At 54.9% G+C, this 13749-nt stretch carries 15 protein-coding genes and 1 tRNA gene; 12 read left to right on the top strand and 4 right to left on the bottom strand.

All coding sequences use genetic code 11. From position 1 onward, the window contains the following. Positions 1-2: 2 nt before the first annotated feature. Positions 3-863 (bottom strand): pirin family protein, encoded by an 861-nt coding sequence (locus tag KGA69_RS21150; protein ID WP_049059470.1) that lies wholly within the window; start codon positions 861-863, stop codon positions 3-5. Between the two features lie 115 nt (positions 864-978). On the opposite strand from KGA69_RS21150, the gene KGA69_RS21145 reads away from it, so the two are divergent. Continuing rightward, positions 979-1884 carry a LysR family transcriptional regulator gene (locus tag KGA69_RS21145; RefSeq protein ID WP_015367227.1) on the top strand — a complete coding sequence of 302 codons (906 nt, stop codon included), beginning with the start codon at positions 979-981 and terminating at the stop codon, positions 1882-1884. Between the two features lie 46 nt (positions 1885-1930). Next, positions 1931-2164, top strand: a complete 234-nt coding sequence (locus KGA69_RS24255; protein ID WP_063447265.1) for a hypothetical protein — start codon at positions 1931-1933, stop codon at positions 2162-2164. A gap of 349 nt (positions 2165-2513) precedes the next feature. On the opposite strand, the gene KGA69_RS21135 is transcribed toward KGA69_RS24255, so the two are convergent. Then, a tRNA-Ser gene (locus KGA69_RS21135) sits at positions 2514-2601 on the bottom strand. A 268-nt stretch (positions 2602-2869) separates the two neighbouring features. Between KGA69_RS21135 and ghrA the strand changes: the two genes are divergently transcribed. From ghrA to ymdB, 7 genes are all read left to right on the top strand, one after another. Further along, complete coding sequence (ghrA, locus tag KGA69_RS21130) at positions 2870-3808, top strand: glyoxylate/hydroxypyruvate reductase GhrA (protein ID WP_045393613.1); 939 nt, start codon at positions 2870-2872, stop codon at positions 3806-3808. An 85-nt stretch (positions 3809-3893) separates the two neighbouring features. Continuing rightward, positions 3894-4631 carry a phosphatase gene (locus KGA69_RS21125; RefSeq protein WP_015367224.1) on the top strand — a complete coding sequence of 246 codons (738 nt, stop codon included), beginning with the start codon at positions 3894-3896 and terminating at the stop codon, positions 4629-4631. 23 nt (positions 4632-4654) lie between these two features. Further along, entirely contained in the window at positions 4655-5209 is a 555-nt protein-coding gene (locus KGA69_RS21120; RefSeq protein WP_045393616.1) for a TorD/DmsD family molecular chaperone, read from the top strand. A gap of 102 nt (positions 5210-5311) precedes the next feature. Then, on the top strand, positions 5312-5794 hold the full coding sequence (locus KGA69_RS21115) for a DUF1097 domain-containing protein (protein ID WP_045393821.1): 483 nt from the start codon (positions 5312-5314) through the stop codon (positions 5792-5794). Positions 5795-6081: 287 nt separating this feature from the next. Then, the gene (locus KGA69_RS21110) at positions 6082-6378 is read left to right on the top strand and encodes a fimbrial assembly protein (protein WP_223683743.1); all 297 of its coding nucleotides are present in this window, start codon (positions 6082-6084) and stop codon (positions 6376-6378) included. 227 nt (positions 6379-6605) lie between these two features. Next, the gene (locus tag KGA69_RS21105) at positions 6606-6908 is read left to right on the top strand and encodes a hypothetical protein (RefSeq protein ID WP_049059541.1); all 303 of its coding nucleotides are present in this window, start codon (positions 6606-6608) and stop codon (positions 6906-6908) included. A gap of 90 nt (positions 6909-6998) precedes the next feature. Further along, entirely contained in the window at positions 6999-7523 is a 525-nt protein-coding gene (ymdB, locus tag KGA69_RS21100) for an O-acetyl-ADP-ribose deacetylase (RefSeq protein ID WP_045393619.1), read from the top strand. A 44-nt stretch (positions 7524-7567) separates the two neighbouring features. Here ymdB and mdoC read toward each other — a convergent pair whose 3' ends face one another. After that, positions 7568-8728 carry a glucans biosynthesis protein MdoC gene (gene mdoC, locus KGA69_RS21095; protein WP_045393621.1) on the bottom strand — a complete coding sequence of 387 codons (1161 nt, stop codon included), beginning with the start codon at positions 8726-8728 and terminating at the stop codon, positions 7568-7570. A gap of 252 nt (positions 8729-8980) precedes the next feature. On the opposite strand from mdoC, the gene mdoG reads away from it, so the two are divergent. From mdoG to KGA69_RS21080, 3 genes are all read left to right on the top strand, one after another. Beyond that, entirely contained in the window at positions 8981-10534 is a 1554-nt protein-coding gene (gene mdoG / locus KGA69_RS21090; protein WP_047046915.1) for a glucans biosynthesis protein MdoG, read from the top strand. Next, entirely contained in the window at positions 10527-13055 is a 2529-nt protein-coding gene (gene mdoH / locus KGA69_RS21085; RefSeq protein ID WP_047050065.1) for a glucans biosynthesis glucosyltransferase MdoH, read from the top strand. The genes mdoG and mdoH overlap by 8 nt, the downstream gene beginning before the upstream one ends. Positions 13056-13116: 61 nt before the next feature. Continuing rightward, positions 13117-13344 (top strand): YceK/YidQ family lipoprotein, encoded by a 228-nt coding sequence (locus KGA69_RS21080; protein ID WP_045393628.1) that lies wholly within the window; start codon positions 13117-13119, stop codon positions 13342-13344. Here the strand turns inward: KGA69_RS21080 and KGA69_RS21075 are convergent, their stop codons facing one another. Beyond that, positions 13345-13731: a MysB family protein gene (locus KGA69_RS21075; protein WP_045393629.1), complete on the bottom strand. Its 387-nt coding sequence runs from the start codon at positions 13729-13731 to the stop codon at positions 13345-13347. It abuts the gene before it with no gap. Positions 13732-13749 lie beyond the last annotated feature (18 nt).

The raw sequence follows: 13749 nt of genomic DNA, 5'->3' as shown, positions 1-13749 counted from the left end.
CGTTAGATTTGGCCAAAACGGCCGCTGTTAAAATCGCGAATTGCCTCGGCAATTTGCGTTTTGGTATTCATCACAAACGGGCCGTAGCCCACGATCGGCTCCTGCAGCGGCTCGCCGGCCATCAGCAGAACCTTCGCGTCGGAGCCCGCTTCCAGATGGAAGGCTTCGCCTTTCTGGCTCAGTACTACCAGCTGTCCTTCCCGGGCGTTTTCCGTACCGTTAACGGTGACTTCGCCTTCCAGTACGACCAACGCGGTGCTCCAGCCTTCCGGCTGATGCAACGTCACATCGTGACTTTGCTTGAGCTGCATATCCCACACGTTCAACGCTGAGAACGTGTGCGCTGGGCCGGCGACATCGCCGTAACGCCCGGCAATCACTCTGACGGTCCCGGCATCGTCTTCCAGCGTCGCTTGCGGAATGACGTCTGCGGTAATGCTCTGATAGCCCGGAGTCGTCATTTTGTCTTTCGCCGGCAGGTTGACCCACAGCTGCATCATTTTCAGTTCACCGCCGGAGCGGGTGAACGCTTCGGAGTGAAACTCTTCATGCAGGATCCCGGCGCCTGCCGTCATCCACTGCACGTCGCCAGGGCCGATAACGCCGCCTCTGCCGGTTGAGTCGCGATGCTCTACTTCACCGGAGTAGACAATGGTGACGGTTTCGAATCCGCGATGCGGATGTTCGCCGACGCCGCGTTTACCGTTTCCCGCCGGAAAAGTGTGCGGGCCGGCGTAGTCGAGCAGTAAGAACGGGCTCAGTTGTTCGCCGTGGGTCTGGTAAGAAAACATTGAGCGAACCGGGAAACCGTCGCCCACCCAGTGCTGCGAAGGAGCGGTGTAAACGCCAGTAATCTGTTTCATGGTTATCTCCTGCATGTCTGTATCTGATGTGAATAAGCTTATATCTGGAGCTAATATTCCGGTAGATAGCGAAAATGACCTATACTGTTCTAAAAATGGAACGATGGAGAAAAGGATGCAGGATCTCAACGACCTGGCCTGGTTTGTTCAGGTGGTAGACCATGGCGGTTTTGCCGCTGCCGGTCGGGCGCTTGACCAGCCTAAATCCAAACTCAGCCGCCGCATTGCGCAACTGGAAGAACGCCTGGGCGTGCGCCTGATTCAACGAACCACCCGACAGTTCGCCGTAACGGAAGTCGGCCAAACCTTCTATCAACACTGCAAGGCGATGTTGATAGAAGCCGAAGCGGCGCATCAGGCGGTAGAAACGCTGCAGTCTGAACCGCGCGGCAGCGTTAAGCTCACCTGTCCGGTAACCCTGTTGCATGCCCATGTTGGCCCGATGCTGGCGCGCTTTATGGTGCGATACCCAGGGGTGACGCTACATCTTGAAGCCACTAACCGGCGGGTGGACGTGGTGGGCGAGGGGGTTGATGTGGCCATCCGCGTGCGGCCAAGGCCATTTGAAGATAGCGACCTGGTCATGCGGGTGTTGGCCGATCGCGGCCATCGCCTGGTGGCGAGTCCGGCGCTGATCGCTCGGCTTGGGCGCCCACAGGCGCCGGCGGAATTGAGTACCTGGCCGGGGCTAAGTATTGGCGCCGGAAAACATCAGCATAAATGGCAATTGACCGGCCCGGAGGGGGCGCGAGCCGAGGTTTATTTCACCCCGCGAATGGTGACCAGCGATATGCTGGCGCTGCGCGAGGCGGCTATGGCGGGCGTTGGCGTGGTACAGCTTCCTTTATTAATGGTGCGCGATCAGCTGGCATCAGGGGAGCTTGAAATCGTGCTTGATGAGTGGCAACCGCGACGGGAAGTCATTCACGCGGTGTTTGCCTCGCGGCGCGGTTTATTACCTTCCGTCAGAGCGTTGGTGGATTATCTCAGCGAGGAGTATCAGCGCATGGAAGAGGATTAGCTTAGGCTCTTTTTCCCCGGCGGCGCTGCGCCTGGCCGGGCTACTGGTGGTGCGGCCTACGGGGTTCCCGGCGGCGCTGCGCCTGGACGGGCTACTGGTGGCGGGGCCTGCGGGGTTCCCTGCGGCGCTGCGCCTGGGCGGGCTACTGGTGGTGCGGCCTGTGGGATTCCCGGCGGCGCTGCGCCTGGACGGGCTACTGGCTGGTGCGGCCTGCGGAATTCCCGGCGGCGCTTCGCTTGGCCGGGCTACTGGCTGGTGGTGCGGCCTTTGGGATGGGTAGCCCGGGCGAGGCATTTATGCCGACCCCGGGAAGGGCGGCGGTGCCACATGTGAAAAAAAGCCCATACTTTCGTACGAGCTTTAATCTCGAATATGGCGGTGAGGGGGGGGATTGACTCGCTTCGCTCGCCGTTACTCGGCCCATCCATGGGCCTCGCCCCTTCGGGGCCAACGCAGGCGTTGTTCAAAAACGCTCCCGGCGTTTTTGTCGGGGCAGCCCGCTTACTGCGTGCGCGGTCTGTCCAACTGGCTGCGCCAGTTGTCGAACCCCGGTCGGGGGTTCTTATCCCCCCAACGGAGAATATAAAAGAAAAGAGCCCGTACTTTCGTACGAGCTCTCATCTCGAATATGGCGGTGAGGGGGGGATTCGAACCCCCGATACGTTGCCGTATACACACTTTCCAGGCGTGCTCCTTCAGCCACTCGGACACCTCACCATATTGTCTTTCCCGTTGTTGCTGGGAACGGGCGCTAATGTAGGGAAATACGTATCTCCCGTCAATCAACTTTTTTAAAAAAAGATGCGTTTAGCCAAACTTCAAACAACTTGCTTCTTAAACGCGCGGGAATCGTTTTTTTTGTCACCATTCTCTTTATTCCTCGATAGCGATACGAAATTTGTTATGCTGGCAAACCAATACAAAACAAAGAGTAAAACACGACGCAAACCTCAACCTACTCACGCGTCAGTAATCAGGAGTCATTATGGAGATTATTTTTTACCACCCGACGTTCGATACCCCGTACTGGATAGCAGAGTTGGAAAAACATCTGCCGGGAGCGCGCGTTCGTGAGTGGAAACCTGGCGACAATCAACCAGCCGACTATGCGCTGGTCTGGCATCCACCGGTAGAAATGCTTCAGGGGCGCGAGCTGAAAGCGGTTTTTGCTCTCGGCGCTGGCGTGGATTCCATTCTTAGCAAGCTGCGGGAGCATCCGGAAATGCTGCCGCTTTCTGTCCCGCTGTTCCGCCTCGAAGATACCGGCATGGGCCTGCAGATGCAGGAATATGCGGTAAGCCAGGTACTGCACTGGTTCCGTCGCTTTGATGATTATCATGCGCTGAAGCAGGAATCCCGCTGGCAACCCTTGCCGGAATACCGCCGCGAGGATTTCACTATTGGCATCATGGGGGCAGGGGTGTTGGGCGGCAAAGTTGCGGAAAGCCTGTTGCGCTGGGGATTCCCGCTGCGCTGCTGGAGCCGTAGCCACAAATCCTGGCCGCAGGTCGAGAGTTTTGCCGGTCAGGAAGAGTTGGGCGCGTTTCTACGAGAAACCCGCGTGCTGATCAACCTGTTGCCAAATACGGCCGAAACTGTCGGTATCATCAATAAAACGCTACTGTCCCAGTTGCCGGATAACAGCTATGTTCTGAACCTTGCCCGCGGCGTGCATATCGTCGAGCCGGATCTACTGGCGGCGCTTGATAGCGGCAAACTGAAAGGGGCGATGCTGGATGTCTTTAGCCGCGAACCGCTGCCGAAAGAGAGCCCGCTGTGGGCGCATCCGCGCGTGGCCATGACGCCGCATATTGCCGCCGTTACCCGTCCGCAGGAAGCAATTGCCTATATTGCCAGCACCATTAGCCGCCTGGAGCGTGGTGAAACGGTCAGTGGGCAGGTCGACCGCCAGCGCGGCTACTAATCGATAGCCCCGCTACGGCGGGGTTTTTACTGATCATGACTCCTGATTCCTGCTATTCTTGCCACAAACAGAGGAGGAGATTGTGATGTATCCTGTTGACCTGCACATGCATACCGTCGCCAGCACCCACGCCTACAGTACCTTGCATGACTATATTGCCGAGGCCAAACGTAAAGGCATCAAACTTTTTGCCATCACCGATCACGGCCCGGATATGGCCGATGCCCCGCACTACTGGCATTTCGTCAATATGCGTATCTGGCCGCGTCTGGTTGATGGCGTCGGCATCCTGCGCGGCATTGAAGCGAATATCAAAAATACCCAGGGTGAAATTGACTGTACCGGACCAATGCTGACCTCGCTGGATCTGATCATTGCCGGTTTTCATGAGCCGGTATTCCCGCCTCAGGATAAAGCCACCCACACTGAAGCGATGATTGCCGCGATTGCCAGTGGCGCAGTCCACATGATTAGCCATCCTGGTAATCCGAAGTTCCCAATCGATATTCCGGCGGTGGCCGAAGCGGCGGCAAAGCATCATGTGGCGCTGGAAATTAATAATTCCTCTTTCCTTTCGTCGCGTATTGGTAGTGAGGATAATTGCCGGGCGATCGCCGCCGCCGTGCGTGATGCGGGTGGTTGGGTGGCGCTGGGTTCGGACTCGCATACCGCCTTTACCCTTGGCGAATTTACCGAATGCCGCAAAATTCTCGACGCGGTGAATTTCCCGGAAGAGCGGATCCTTAACGTCAGCCCGCGTCGACTACTGAATTTCCTTGAATCGCGTGGGATGCCGGCGATTGCGGAATTTGCAGACCTTTAATTAGAACCACTGGAACATATTGTATGAATGAATTTTCAATCCTCTGTCGCGTGCTGGGCTCGCTCTATTATCGTCAACCGCAGGACCCGCTGTTGGTGCCGCTGTTCACGCTGATTCGCGATGGCAAGCTGGCCGCCAGTTGGCCGCTGGAACAGGATGAATTACTGGAGCGTCTGCAGAAGAGTTGTGATACCCAGCCGTTAACCGCTGATTATAACGCCCTGTTCGTTGGGGAAGAATGTGCGGTCTCGCCTTATCGCAGCGCGTGGGTTGAAGGGGCAACTGAAGCGGAAGTTCGTGGTTTTCTGACGCAACACGGCATTCCTACTGGCGAAGGCCCAACCGATCATATTGGATCCTTACTGCTGGCCGCATCATGGCTTGAAGATCACGCCACGGAAGATGAAAGCGAAACGCTGGAAACGTTATTTGCCGATTATCTATTACCGTGGTGTGGTACCTTCCTTGGAAAAGTGGAGGCGCATGCGCAAACCGCATTCTGGCGCACCATGGCGCTATTAACGCGTGAAGCGATTTCCGCAATGTGGGATGAACTGCAGGAAGAAAACGACGAATAAATGTGACTAAAGTCACTTTTATTGTGAAACAGCAAACTCACGCTTTCATATTGTGTGTTCTGGATCGCATTTGGTTGCCGCGTATCTGCTATGATACGCGGCATGAACATACTCTTCGCAATCGCACTCACGACGGGCATTCTCTCCGGTCTCTGGGGATGGGTGGCGGTCTCACTTGGCCTGCTGAGCTGGGCCGGATTCCTCGGCTGTACGGCCTATTTCGCGTGCCCACAAGGCGGCCTGAAAGGGCTGTTGATTTCTGCCTGCACGGTCATGAGCGGCGTGATATGGGCGCTGGTGATTATTTACGGTAGCGCGCTGGCGCCGCAGTTAGAAATCCTCAGCTACGTGATGACCGGAATAGTCGCCTTCCTGATGTGTATTCAGGCGCGCCAGCTGCTACTTTCTTTTGTTCCCGGAACCTTTATCGGCGCCTGCGCGACGTTCGCCGCGAGCGGCGACTGGCGCATTGTCGTGCCGTCTCTGGCGCTGGGATTGGTCTTTGGCTATGCCATGAAAAACAGCGGACTGTGGCTGGCGGCACGAGCGACAAAGAGCAAGTCTCTGGCTAACGATAACGTCTGATTTTCTTCATATTTCCTCGATGACAGGAGCAAGGCTCCTGTCACGCACTACATGAAAGCCTTTTTGCATCAACCCCTCTTCGATTGTTTTTTCCTCTTAATGCAGACATTTTGAGCAAACAAACCATAATAATTTGATACCGTTTGCAAAAACGGAGAGAAAAAAGTATCTACAGGTACTTCATATATATACTGATTTTGTATGTAGTTGCTTGTATTCAACTGCGCTCATGGATGATTTGTAAGGTTTTTTTGACCGTTACGCAGAGGGGTTTTGCCGTGAAAAAAATGACTGGCGTACTACTTGCTACAGTTTGTTTCCTTCCCGCTTTATTGACGTTTTCAACTACCTCTAACGCCGCAAGCGGCGTGATTCGTTTCCACGGCGGCGTTGTCGAACCGCCTTGTAAAATTCGTTCTTCAGAAGATCAGGTCTCGATGGCCTGCGTGAAGCAGAAGTCAGTCACTTTTTCTGCTCAGCAGGTAGCCCGAGGGGATCTGCAACATGCCAATATCAAATCTACGCAATTAACCTACATTAATCCTCAGCACACTAACGCTATCCTCGAAGTGAATTATCGTTAACAGTACAGCCCCTGCCGGATCTGCAGGGGTTTTCCCGTCTCTCACCTGATATTCCCCGCAGATTTTTTGTAGCAAAATCAAGATGAATCGGTTTTGTTATCAAAAAGAAAACAAAAAGTAATATATTTGTGTTTTGTAACGCAATCATTGCCTTGCCGTAGTCTGGCGGCGCAGTGCGCTCAGGGATGGCCTGTTGCTTCTTTGCTATTCATACAGAGGAGTCTGCCGTGATAAAAAAAATCCACGCCTTAGCTGTGCCATGTCTGATGTTGTCATGCTTATTTGGCTCAGTGAATGCCGCGCCGACCGGCGGCGTTGTCGCCATTTACGGGCAGGTCGTTGACCCTTCCTGCGAGGCCAATAGTATGAATGGTAAGATTGAAATGGCCTGCCCGCGGCTGGGTAGCCAGGCGATTTCGCCGCAGGTGCTGACGACGGGGAATTTCAGTAATGACGCCGTCGGTTCGGCACAATTAAAGTATATTGATCCGCAACATACCCGCGCTATCCTCGAAGTGAATTATCGCTAATTACTGGCCCTCAGGCTTTCGCCTTGGGGGCTATCATGCCATAGTAGACATCACTCTGAGTATGAAGACGTTTGCCGACAGGAGGGGGAAATGGTGGTTCAACCTGAAGTGGTTCTCGGCGATATTACGACGTTGCAGGTAGATGTTATTGTCAATGCGGCAAACCCATCATTACTGGGTGGCGGCGGCGTTGATGGCGCCATTCATCGCGCAGCCGGCCCGGAACTACTGGCGGCCTGCAAAATAGTTCGTCAGCAGCAGGGCGAATGTCCTCCGGGGCATGCGGTTATCACCAGCGCCGGTAATCTACCGGCCAGCGCGGTGATTCATGCGGTCGGCCCCGTCTGGCACGGCGGCGGCGAGCAGGAAGCCGAATTACTGGCGGATGCCTATCGCAATAGTCTGTTGCTGGCGGCAGCCAATAATTATCGTTCTATTGCTTTTCCGGCTATCAGCACCGGCGTATATGGCTATCCGAAACAGGCGGCGGCGGAAATTGCGGTGAAAACGGTGAATGCTTTCCTCACCCGATATAATCCGCTGGAACGGGTGTGCTTCGTCTGCTTTGATAACGAAACGGCGGAGATCTATCAGCGATTATTGCGGGCGGAATGAATCGTTACACCGGCAGCACGCGGGCGCGCTGCCGGTTGAGGCGTTTAGTTAACCGACACCGGCGTTTTAGCCGGTTTTTGCTGCGGTTTACCCGAGAACAGGAAGCGGAGCAGCGGAATGCGTAGATGGATTTCGTACAATATCAGCGCAATCCCCACCACAAATACCAGTCCGGTGATAAAACCTAACAGGTTCGATTTTATTATCGGCGTAATCCATGCCCCATACAGCAGAGTCAGCGGATGGTGCACCAGGTAGATAAACAGCGAGGCGTTGACGAAGTAAGTCACCCGTGCGGACTGGAAGTTGAGCAGGCGGTGGCCCAGTGAGAACACCACGTTTACCATCCACAGCCCCAGTACCATCGTAATCACCGATTCGGTTTCATACATCCAGCCATCGCCAGAACCATACTGCTGGTTAAGACGATAGGCGATAAAGCCCAGCAGTGCGCCAACAAAACACCACGGTGATGAGGTGGTGAACATCGCTTTCAGTCGCGGATTGATGAACGTCTGCGCGCCGAGAATAAAGAACGGCAGATAGAACAGGGTCTGCATCACGATGAAGTTAAACAATCCGTTACTGAGAATAGGCGGGTAAATAATAAAAATGGTGCGACGGATCACCGCGTACAATACGCCAAGTCCCAGAAAAATCAGTGATAATTGACTGAATGTGACGGTGTCACCAAAGCTGTTGTCCTGCTTTTTCCGCCGATTGGCCAGCCATTTAAACAGCACTACCCCGGCGGTGGTCAGCACCACGAGCACCAGCAAAAACCACAGATGGGAGATAAGCTCCCAGGCCAGAGTATTGAATTTGTCATAGCCGGAGAGCGTATGCCAGTCCTGGGCTTTACCATTGACGTATTGCAGCATCAGAAACTGCGGCAGCGTAAGCAGCGGGATCGCGGTGAGCATCGGGATGCCAACTCGCTCTACGCGCACTTTCCACCATTTCTTCAGCGGATAGCGGAGAAACAGCATGTATGAGAAATAGCCGGAAATAACAAAGAAGACCTGCATACGGAAGGCATGGATAAAATCGTTGAACAGCGTTAGCCCCCAGGAGGGCTCCAGGCTATTCACATGCCAGCTGTGGCTGGAGTAGATAAGTGAGATGTGAAACGGGATCCCCAACAGCATCAGCCAGGCGCGGATACTGTCGAAGAAATATTCACGTTCTACTGGTGTTTTATTCATAAATTCACAACAATCTCAGACAATTCGTCTTATCACTCAGGGCGATAACGGGTACATTGCCAGCAACCCTACATGAACTCAGGGTATCTGTCTCCAGGATAAGTACGCAAAGTGCAATATGGGACAGAGAACTGTTTATTCCCTGGTCCGCTAAGCTGAACAATGCAGGGATTATGTTGTCGGATTGCCTGAGTTTCCATTAAAATAGATCGGATCGATTTAAGCACACAAAGGGGGAAGTGCTTACTTACTATGAAACATAAACCACAGATGATGAAAATGCGTTGGTTAAGCGCAGCCGTAATGTTGTCCCTGTGTACTTCATCTGCATGGGCATTCAGCATTGATGACGTAGCAAAACAGGCGAAAACGTTAGCCGGGAAAGGCTATGAAGCGCCGAAAAGTAACTTACCCTCCGCCTTCCGCGATATGAAATACGCGGATTACCAGCAAATCCAGTTCAATCACGATAAAGCCTACTGGAATAACCTGAAGACCCCGTTCAAGCTGGAATTTTACCACCAGGGTATGTATTTCGACACGCCGGTTACTATTAATGAAGTGACCAGCACCAGCGTACGTAAAATTAAATATAGCCCGGATTATTTTAATTTTGGCAATGTTCAGCACGATAAAGACACGGTGAAAGACCTTGGTTTCGCCGGTTTCAAAGTACTGTATCCGATCAATAGCAAAGACAAGAATGACGAAATCGTCAGCATGCTCGGTGCCAGCTACTTCCGCGTTCTGGGCCAGGGTCAGGTATATGGGCTTTCCGCCCGCGGCCTGGCTATCGATACCGCGCTGCCGTCCGGCGAAGAGTTCCCTCGCTTCCGCGAGTTCTGGATTGAGCGTCCGAAAGCGACCGATAAACGCTTAACCATCTATGCGCTGCTGGATTCCCCGCGTGCGACCGGCGCCTATCGTTTTGTGATTATGCCAGGCCGCGACACCGTGGTTGATGTGCAGTCGAAGGTCTATCTGCGCGACAAAGTCGGCAAGCTTGGTGTGGCGCCGTTGACCAGTATGTTCCTGTTTGGGCCGAACCAACCGTCGCCGACCACCAACTATCGTCCGGAATTACATGACTCCAACGGTCTGTCGATTCTTGCCGGTAACGGCGAGTGGATCTGGCGTCCGCTGAATAACCCGAAACATCTGGCCGTTAGCAGTTATGCGATGGAAAACCCGCAAGGGTTTGGCCTGCTGCAGCGTGGCCGCCAGTTCTCCCGCTTTGAAGATCTCGACGATCGTTACGACCAGCGCCCGAGCGCGTGGATCACCCCGAAAGGCGACTGGGGTAAGGGTAAAGTCGAATTGGTTGAAATCCCGACTAACGATGAAACCAACGATAATATCGTCACCTACTGGACCCCGGATCAGCTGCCGGAACCAGGCAAAGAGATGAACTTCAAGTACTCCATTACCTTTAGCCGTGATGAAGACAAACTGCATGCCCCAGACAACGCTTATGTGGTGCAGACTCGCCGCTCAACCGGTGATGTGAAGCAGTCTAATCTCATTCGCCAGCCAGATGGCACTATCGCTTTCATCGTTGATTTCACCGGCGCTGACATGAAAAAAATGGCGGCGGATACTCCGGTAACGGCGCAGGCGAGCATCGGCGATAACGCCGAAATCGTGGAAAACTCGGTGCGCTATAACCCGGTTATTAAAGGTTGGCGTATGACCCTGCGCGTGAAAGTGAAAGATCCGAAGAAAACCACGGAAATGCGCGCGGCGCTGGTCAATGGCGATCAGACGCTAAGCGAAACCTGGAGCTATCAGCTGCCTGCCAATGAATAAGATAACGAATTATATCGACGCATTGCCGCTGTCGGATGCAGAAAAAGCCGCTTTACCTGATGCGAACCTGCAAGCCGTACATGAAGCGCTTGACGCAGAGCATCATCATTTTCCGCGCGATGAAGATTCCCCGTTAGGATCGGTAAAAGCGCGGCTGGAGCATAGCTGGCCGGACTCTCTGGCCGGCGAGCAACTGGTGAAAGATGATGAAGGGCGCACGCAGCTTCATGCGATGCCGAAAGCCAAACGCTCTTCTATGATCCCGGATCCGTGGCGTACCAACCCGGTAGGCCGCTTCTGGGATCGTCTGCGCGGCCGCGACGTGACCCCGCGCTATCTCTCTCGTCTTACGCAAGAAGAGCGCGAAAGCGAACAGAAATGGCGTACCGTCGGCACCATTCGCCGCTACATTTTGCTGCTGCTGACGCTGGCGCAAACGGTAGTGGCTACCTGGTATATGAAGACCATCCTCCCTTATCAGGGCTGGGCGCTGATCAATCCATCCGATATGGTTGGCCAGGATCTGTGGGTCTCCTTCATGCAATTACTGCCGTACGTATTGCAGAGCGGCATCCTGATCCTCTTCGCGGTACTGTTCTGCTGGGTCTCGGCCGGTTTCTGGACCGCCCTGATGGGATTCCTGCAACTGCTGATCGGGCGTGATAAATACAGTATTTCGGCATCCACCGTTGGCGACGAGCCGCTGAACCCGGAACACCGGACCGCGCTTATCATGCCTATCTGTAACGAAGATGTTGATCGTGTGTTTGCCGGCCTGCGCGCCACCTGGGAATCGGTGAAAGCGACGGGTAACGCTGCGCACTTTGACGTTTACGTGCTAAGCGACAGCTACGACCCGGACATCTGCGTTGCCGAGCAGAAAGCGTGGATGGAGTTGATTGCTGAAGTGCAGGGCGAAGGCCAGATCTTCTATCGTCGTCGTCGTCGTCGCGTGAAACGTAAAAGCGGCAACATCGATGATTTCTGCCGTCGCTGGGGTAGCCAGTATAGCTATATGGTGGTGCTCGACGCTGACTCAGTGATGACCGGTGAGTGCCTGAGCGGGCTGGTGCGCCTGATGGAAGCGAATCCGAATGCCGGGATCATCCAGTCTTCGCCGCGCGCCTCCGGTATGGATACCCTGTATGCGCGCTGCCAGCAGTTCGCCACCCGCGTGTACGGTCCGCTGTTTACCGCCGGGCTGCACTTCTGGCAGTTGGGGGAATCACACTATTGGGGCCACAACGCCATTATCCGCGTGAAGCCGTTCATTGAGCACTGTGCGCTGGCGCCGCTGCCGGGCGAAGGTAACTTTGCCGGCTCGATTCTGTCGCACGACTTCGTGGAAGCCGCGCTGATGCGCCGTGCGGGGTGGGGCGTTTGGATCGCCTACGATCTGCCGGGCTCCTATGAAGAGCTGCCGCCGAACCTGCTGGATGAGCTGAAACGCGACCGCCGCTGGTGTCAGGGTAACCTGATGAACTTCCGCCTATTCCTGGTAAAAGGGATGCACCCGGTACACCGTGCGGTGTTCCTGACCGGCGTCATGTCCTATCTGTCGGCGCCGCTGTGGTTTATGTTCCTCGCGCTGTCGACGGCGCTGCAGGTCGTGCACGCCCTGACCGAGCCGCAGTACTTCCTGCAGCCGCGTCAGCTGTTCCCGGTATGGCCGCAGTGGCGTCCGGAGCTGGCTATCGCGCTGTTTGCCTCGACCATGGTGCTGCTGTTCCTGCCAAAACTGCTGAGTATCATTCTGGTGTGGTGCAAGGGGCCGAAAGAGTACGGCGGCTTCTTCCGCGTGACGCTTTCCCTGCTGCTGGAGGTGCTGTTCTCGGTGCTGCTGGCGCCGGTACGCATGCTGTTCCATACCGTGTTCGTGGTCAGCGCGTTCCTTGGTTGGGAGGTGGTGTGGAATTCACCGCAGCGCGATGATGACTCAACGCCGTGGGGCGAGGCCTTTATGCGTCATGGTTCACAGCTGCTGCTGGGGCTGGTATGGGCGGTGGGCATGGCGTGGCTGGATCTGCGTTTCCTGTTCTGGCTGGCGCCGATCGTCGTGTCGCTGATCCTCTCTCCGTTTGTCTCGGCGATTTCCAGCCGCGCGACGGTAGGTCTGCGCACTAAGCGTTGGAAATTGTTCCTGATCCCCGAAGAGTATTCGCCGCCGCAGGTATTGAAAGATACCGATGCTTATCTGACCCTGAACCGTCAGCGTTCGCTGGGCGATGGCTTTATGCACGCGGTATTTAACCCATCGTTTAACGCTCTGGCGACGGCAATGGCAACGGCGCGTCACCGCCACGGGCATATCCTGGATATCGCCCGGGAACGCCACGTCGAGCAGGCGCTAAATGAAACGCCTGATAAGCTTAACCGCGATCGTCGGCTGGTGCTGTTAAGCGATCCGGTAACGATGTCGCGCCTGCACTATCGCGTGTGGAACTCCCCGGAGAAATACTCCTCCTGGGTGGGTGAGTATCAGAAACTCACGCTGAACCCGCTGGCGTTGAAAACGAAGTAAGCCGTACGTTAAGGAAAATACCGGCAATTGTGCCGGTATTTTTTTGCCTGAGAGGAAGTGAATGAGAATATTTCTGCTTATCGCCATGACGCTGGTCCTCAGCGGCTGCGGCAGCATTATTAGCCGTACGGTGCCGGGGCAGGGCCATGGCAACCAGTATTACCCCGGTGTACAGTGGGATGTTCGCGATTCAGGCTGGCGCTATCTGACTATTCTCGATCTGCCATTCTCGCTGGTATTCGATACGCTGTTGCTGCCGCTAGACGCCAGCCATGGTCCCTACGAGTAATTAACGCTCATCCCACTCATCGGCTGCGGTCTGCCCCTCTTCGGTATCCAGGGAGGGCTCCAGCTGAAACTCGCCTTCGTCCCATTCGTGTAGCGTATTCTCTTCCACCCACTCCTGGCGTAGCTCGATTTCGTCATAATCGCCGTCAAATACGCTCTGTGCCGCCTCACCACTGAGCATGGGCAAACACTCGCCTTCTTCATCTTCGCTGGCGAAGAATTCGGCCCGCCAGGCGATATCGCCGTCCTGGAGAATGTATTTCTGCATATTGAACTGTTCGATATCGGCACTTTCTTCATCGCTGTCGGGATTATCGGCCAAAAACTCTTCCCGGGCGGCGTCGATTGCCTCTTCGAGCGTGGCGTAGAAAACTGATTCCGTTGACATAGCTAACCCCCTAAGAAG

Source organism: Klebsiella sp. A52 (assembly GCF_018388785.1).
Taxonomy (GTDB): domain Bacteria; phylum Pseudomonadota; class Gammaproteobacteria; order Enterobacterales; family Enterobacteriaceae; genus Klebsiella; species Klebsiella aerogenes.
Note: the sequence above shows the minus strand (reverse complement) of the source record. Positions and strands in the feature narration are given on the sequence as shown.

Bases quoted from the DNA above. Each gene is read 5' to 3' on its own strand.
- ymdB (WP_045393619.1), top strand. From the start codon at position 6,999: ATGGTGGTTCAACCTGAAGTGGTTCTCGGCGATATTACGACGTTGCAG.
- KGA69_RS21145 (WP_015367227.1), top strand. From the start codon at position 979: ATGCAGGATCTCAACGACCTGGCCTGGTTTGTTCAGGTGGTAGACCAT.
- ghrA (WP_045393613.1), top strand. From the start codon at position 2,870: ATGGAGATTATTTTTTACCACCCGACGTTCGATACCCCGTACTGGATA.
- mdoH (WP_047050065.1), top strand. From the start codon at position 10,527: ATGAATAAGATAACGAATTATATCGACGCATTGCCGCTGTCGGATGCA.
- mdoC (WP_045393621.1), bottom strand. From the start codon at position 8,728: ATGAATAAAACACCAGTAGAACGTGAATATTTCTTCGACAGTATCCGC.
- KGA69_RS21150 (WP_049059470.1), bottom strand. From the start codon at position 863: ATGAAACAGATTACTGGCGTTTACACCGCTCCTTCGCAGCACTGGGTG.
- KGA69_RS21120 (WP_045393616.1), top strand. From the start codon at position 4,655: ATGAATGAATTTTCAATCCTCTGTCGCGTGCTGGGCTCGCTCTATTAT.
- KGA69_RS21110 (WP_223683743.1), top strand. From the start codon at position 6,082: ATGACTGGCGTACTACTTGCTACAGTTTGTTTCCTTCCCGCTTTATTG.
- mdoG (WP_047046915.1), top strand. From the start codon at position 8,981: ATGAAACATAAACCACAGATGATGAAAATGCGTTGGTTAAGCGCAGCC.
- KGA69_RS21080 (WP_045393628.1), top strand. From the start codon at position 13,117: ATGAGAATATTTCTGCTTATCGCCATGACGCTGGTCCTCAGCGGCTGC.
- KGA69_RS21125 (WP_015367224.1), top strand. From the start codon at position 3,894: ATGTATCCTGTTGACCTGCACATGCATACCGTCGCCAGCACCCACGCC.
- KGA69_RS21075 (WP_045393629.1), bottom strand. From the start codon at position 13,731: ATGTCAACGGAATCAGTTTTCTACGCCACGCTCGAAGAGGCAATCGAC.
- KGA69_RS21115 (WP_045393821.1), top strand. From the start codon at position 5,312: ATGAACATACTCTTCGCAATCGCACTCACGACGGGCATTCTCTCCGGT.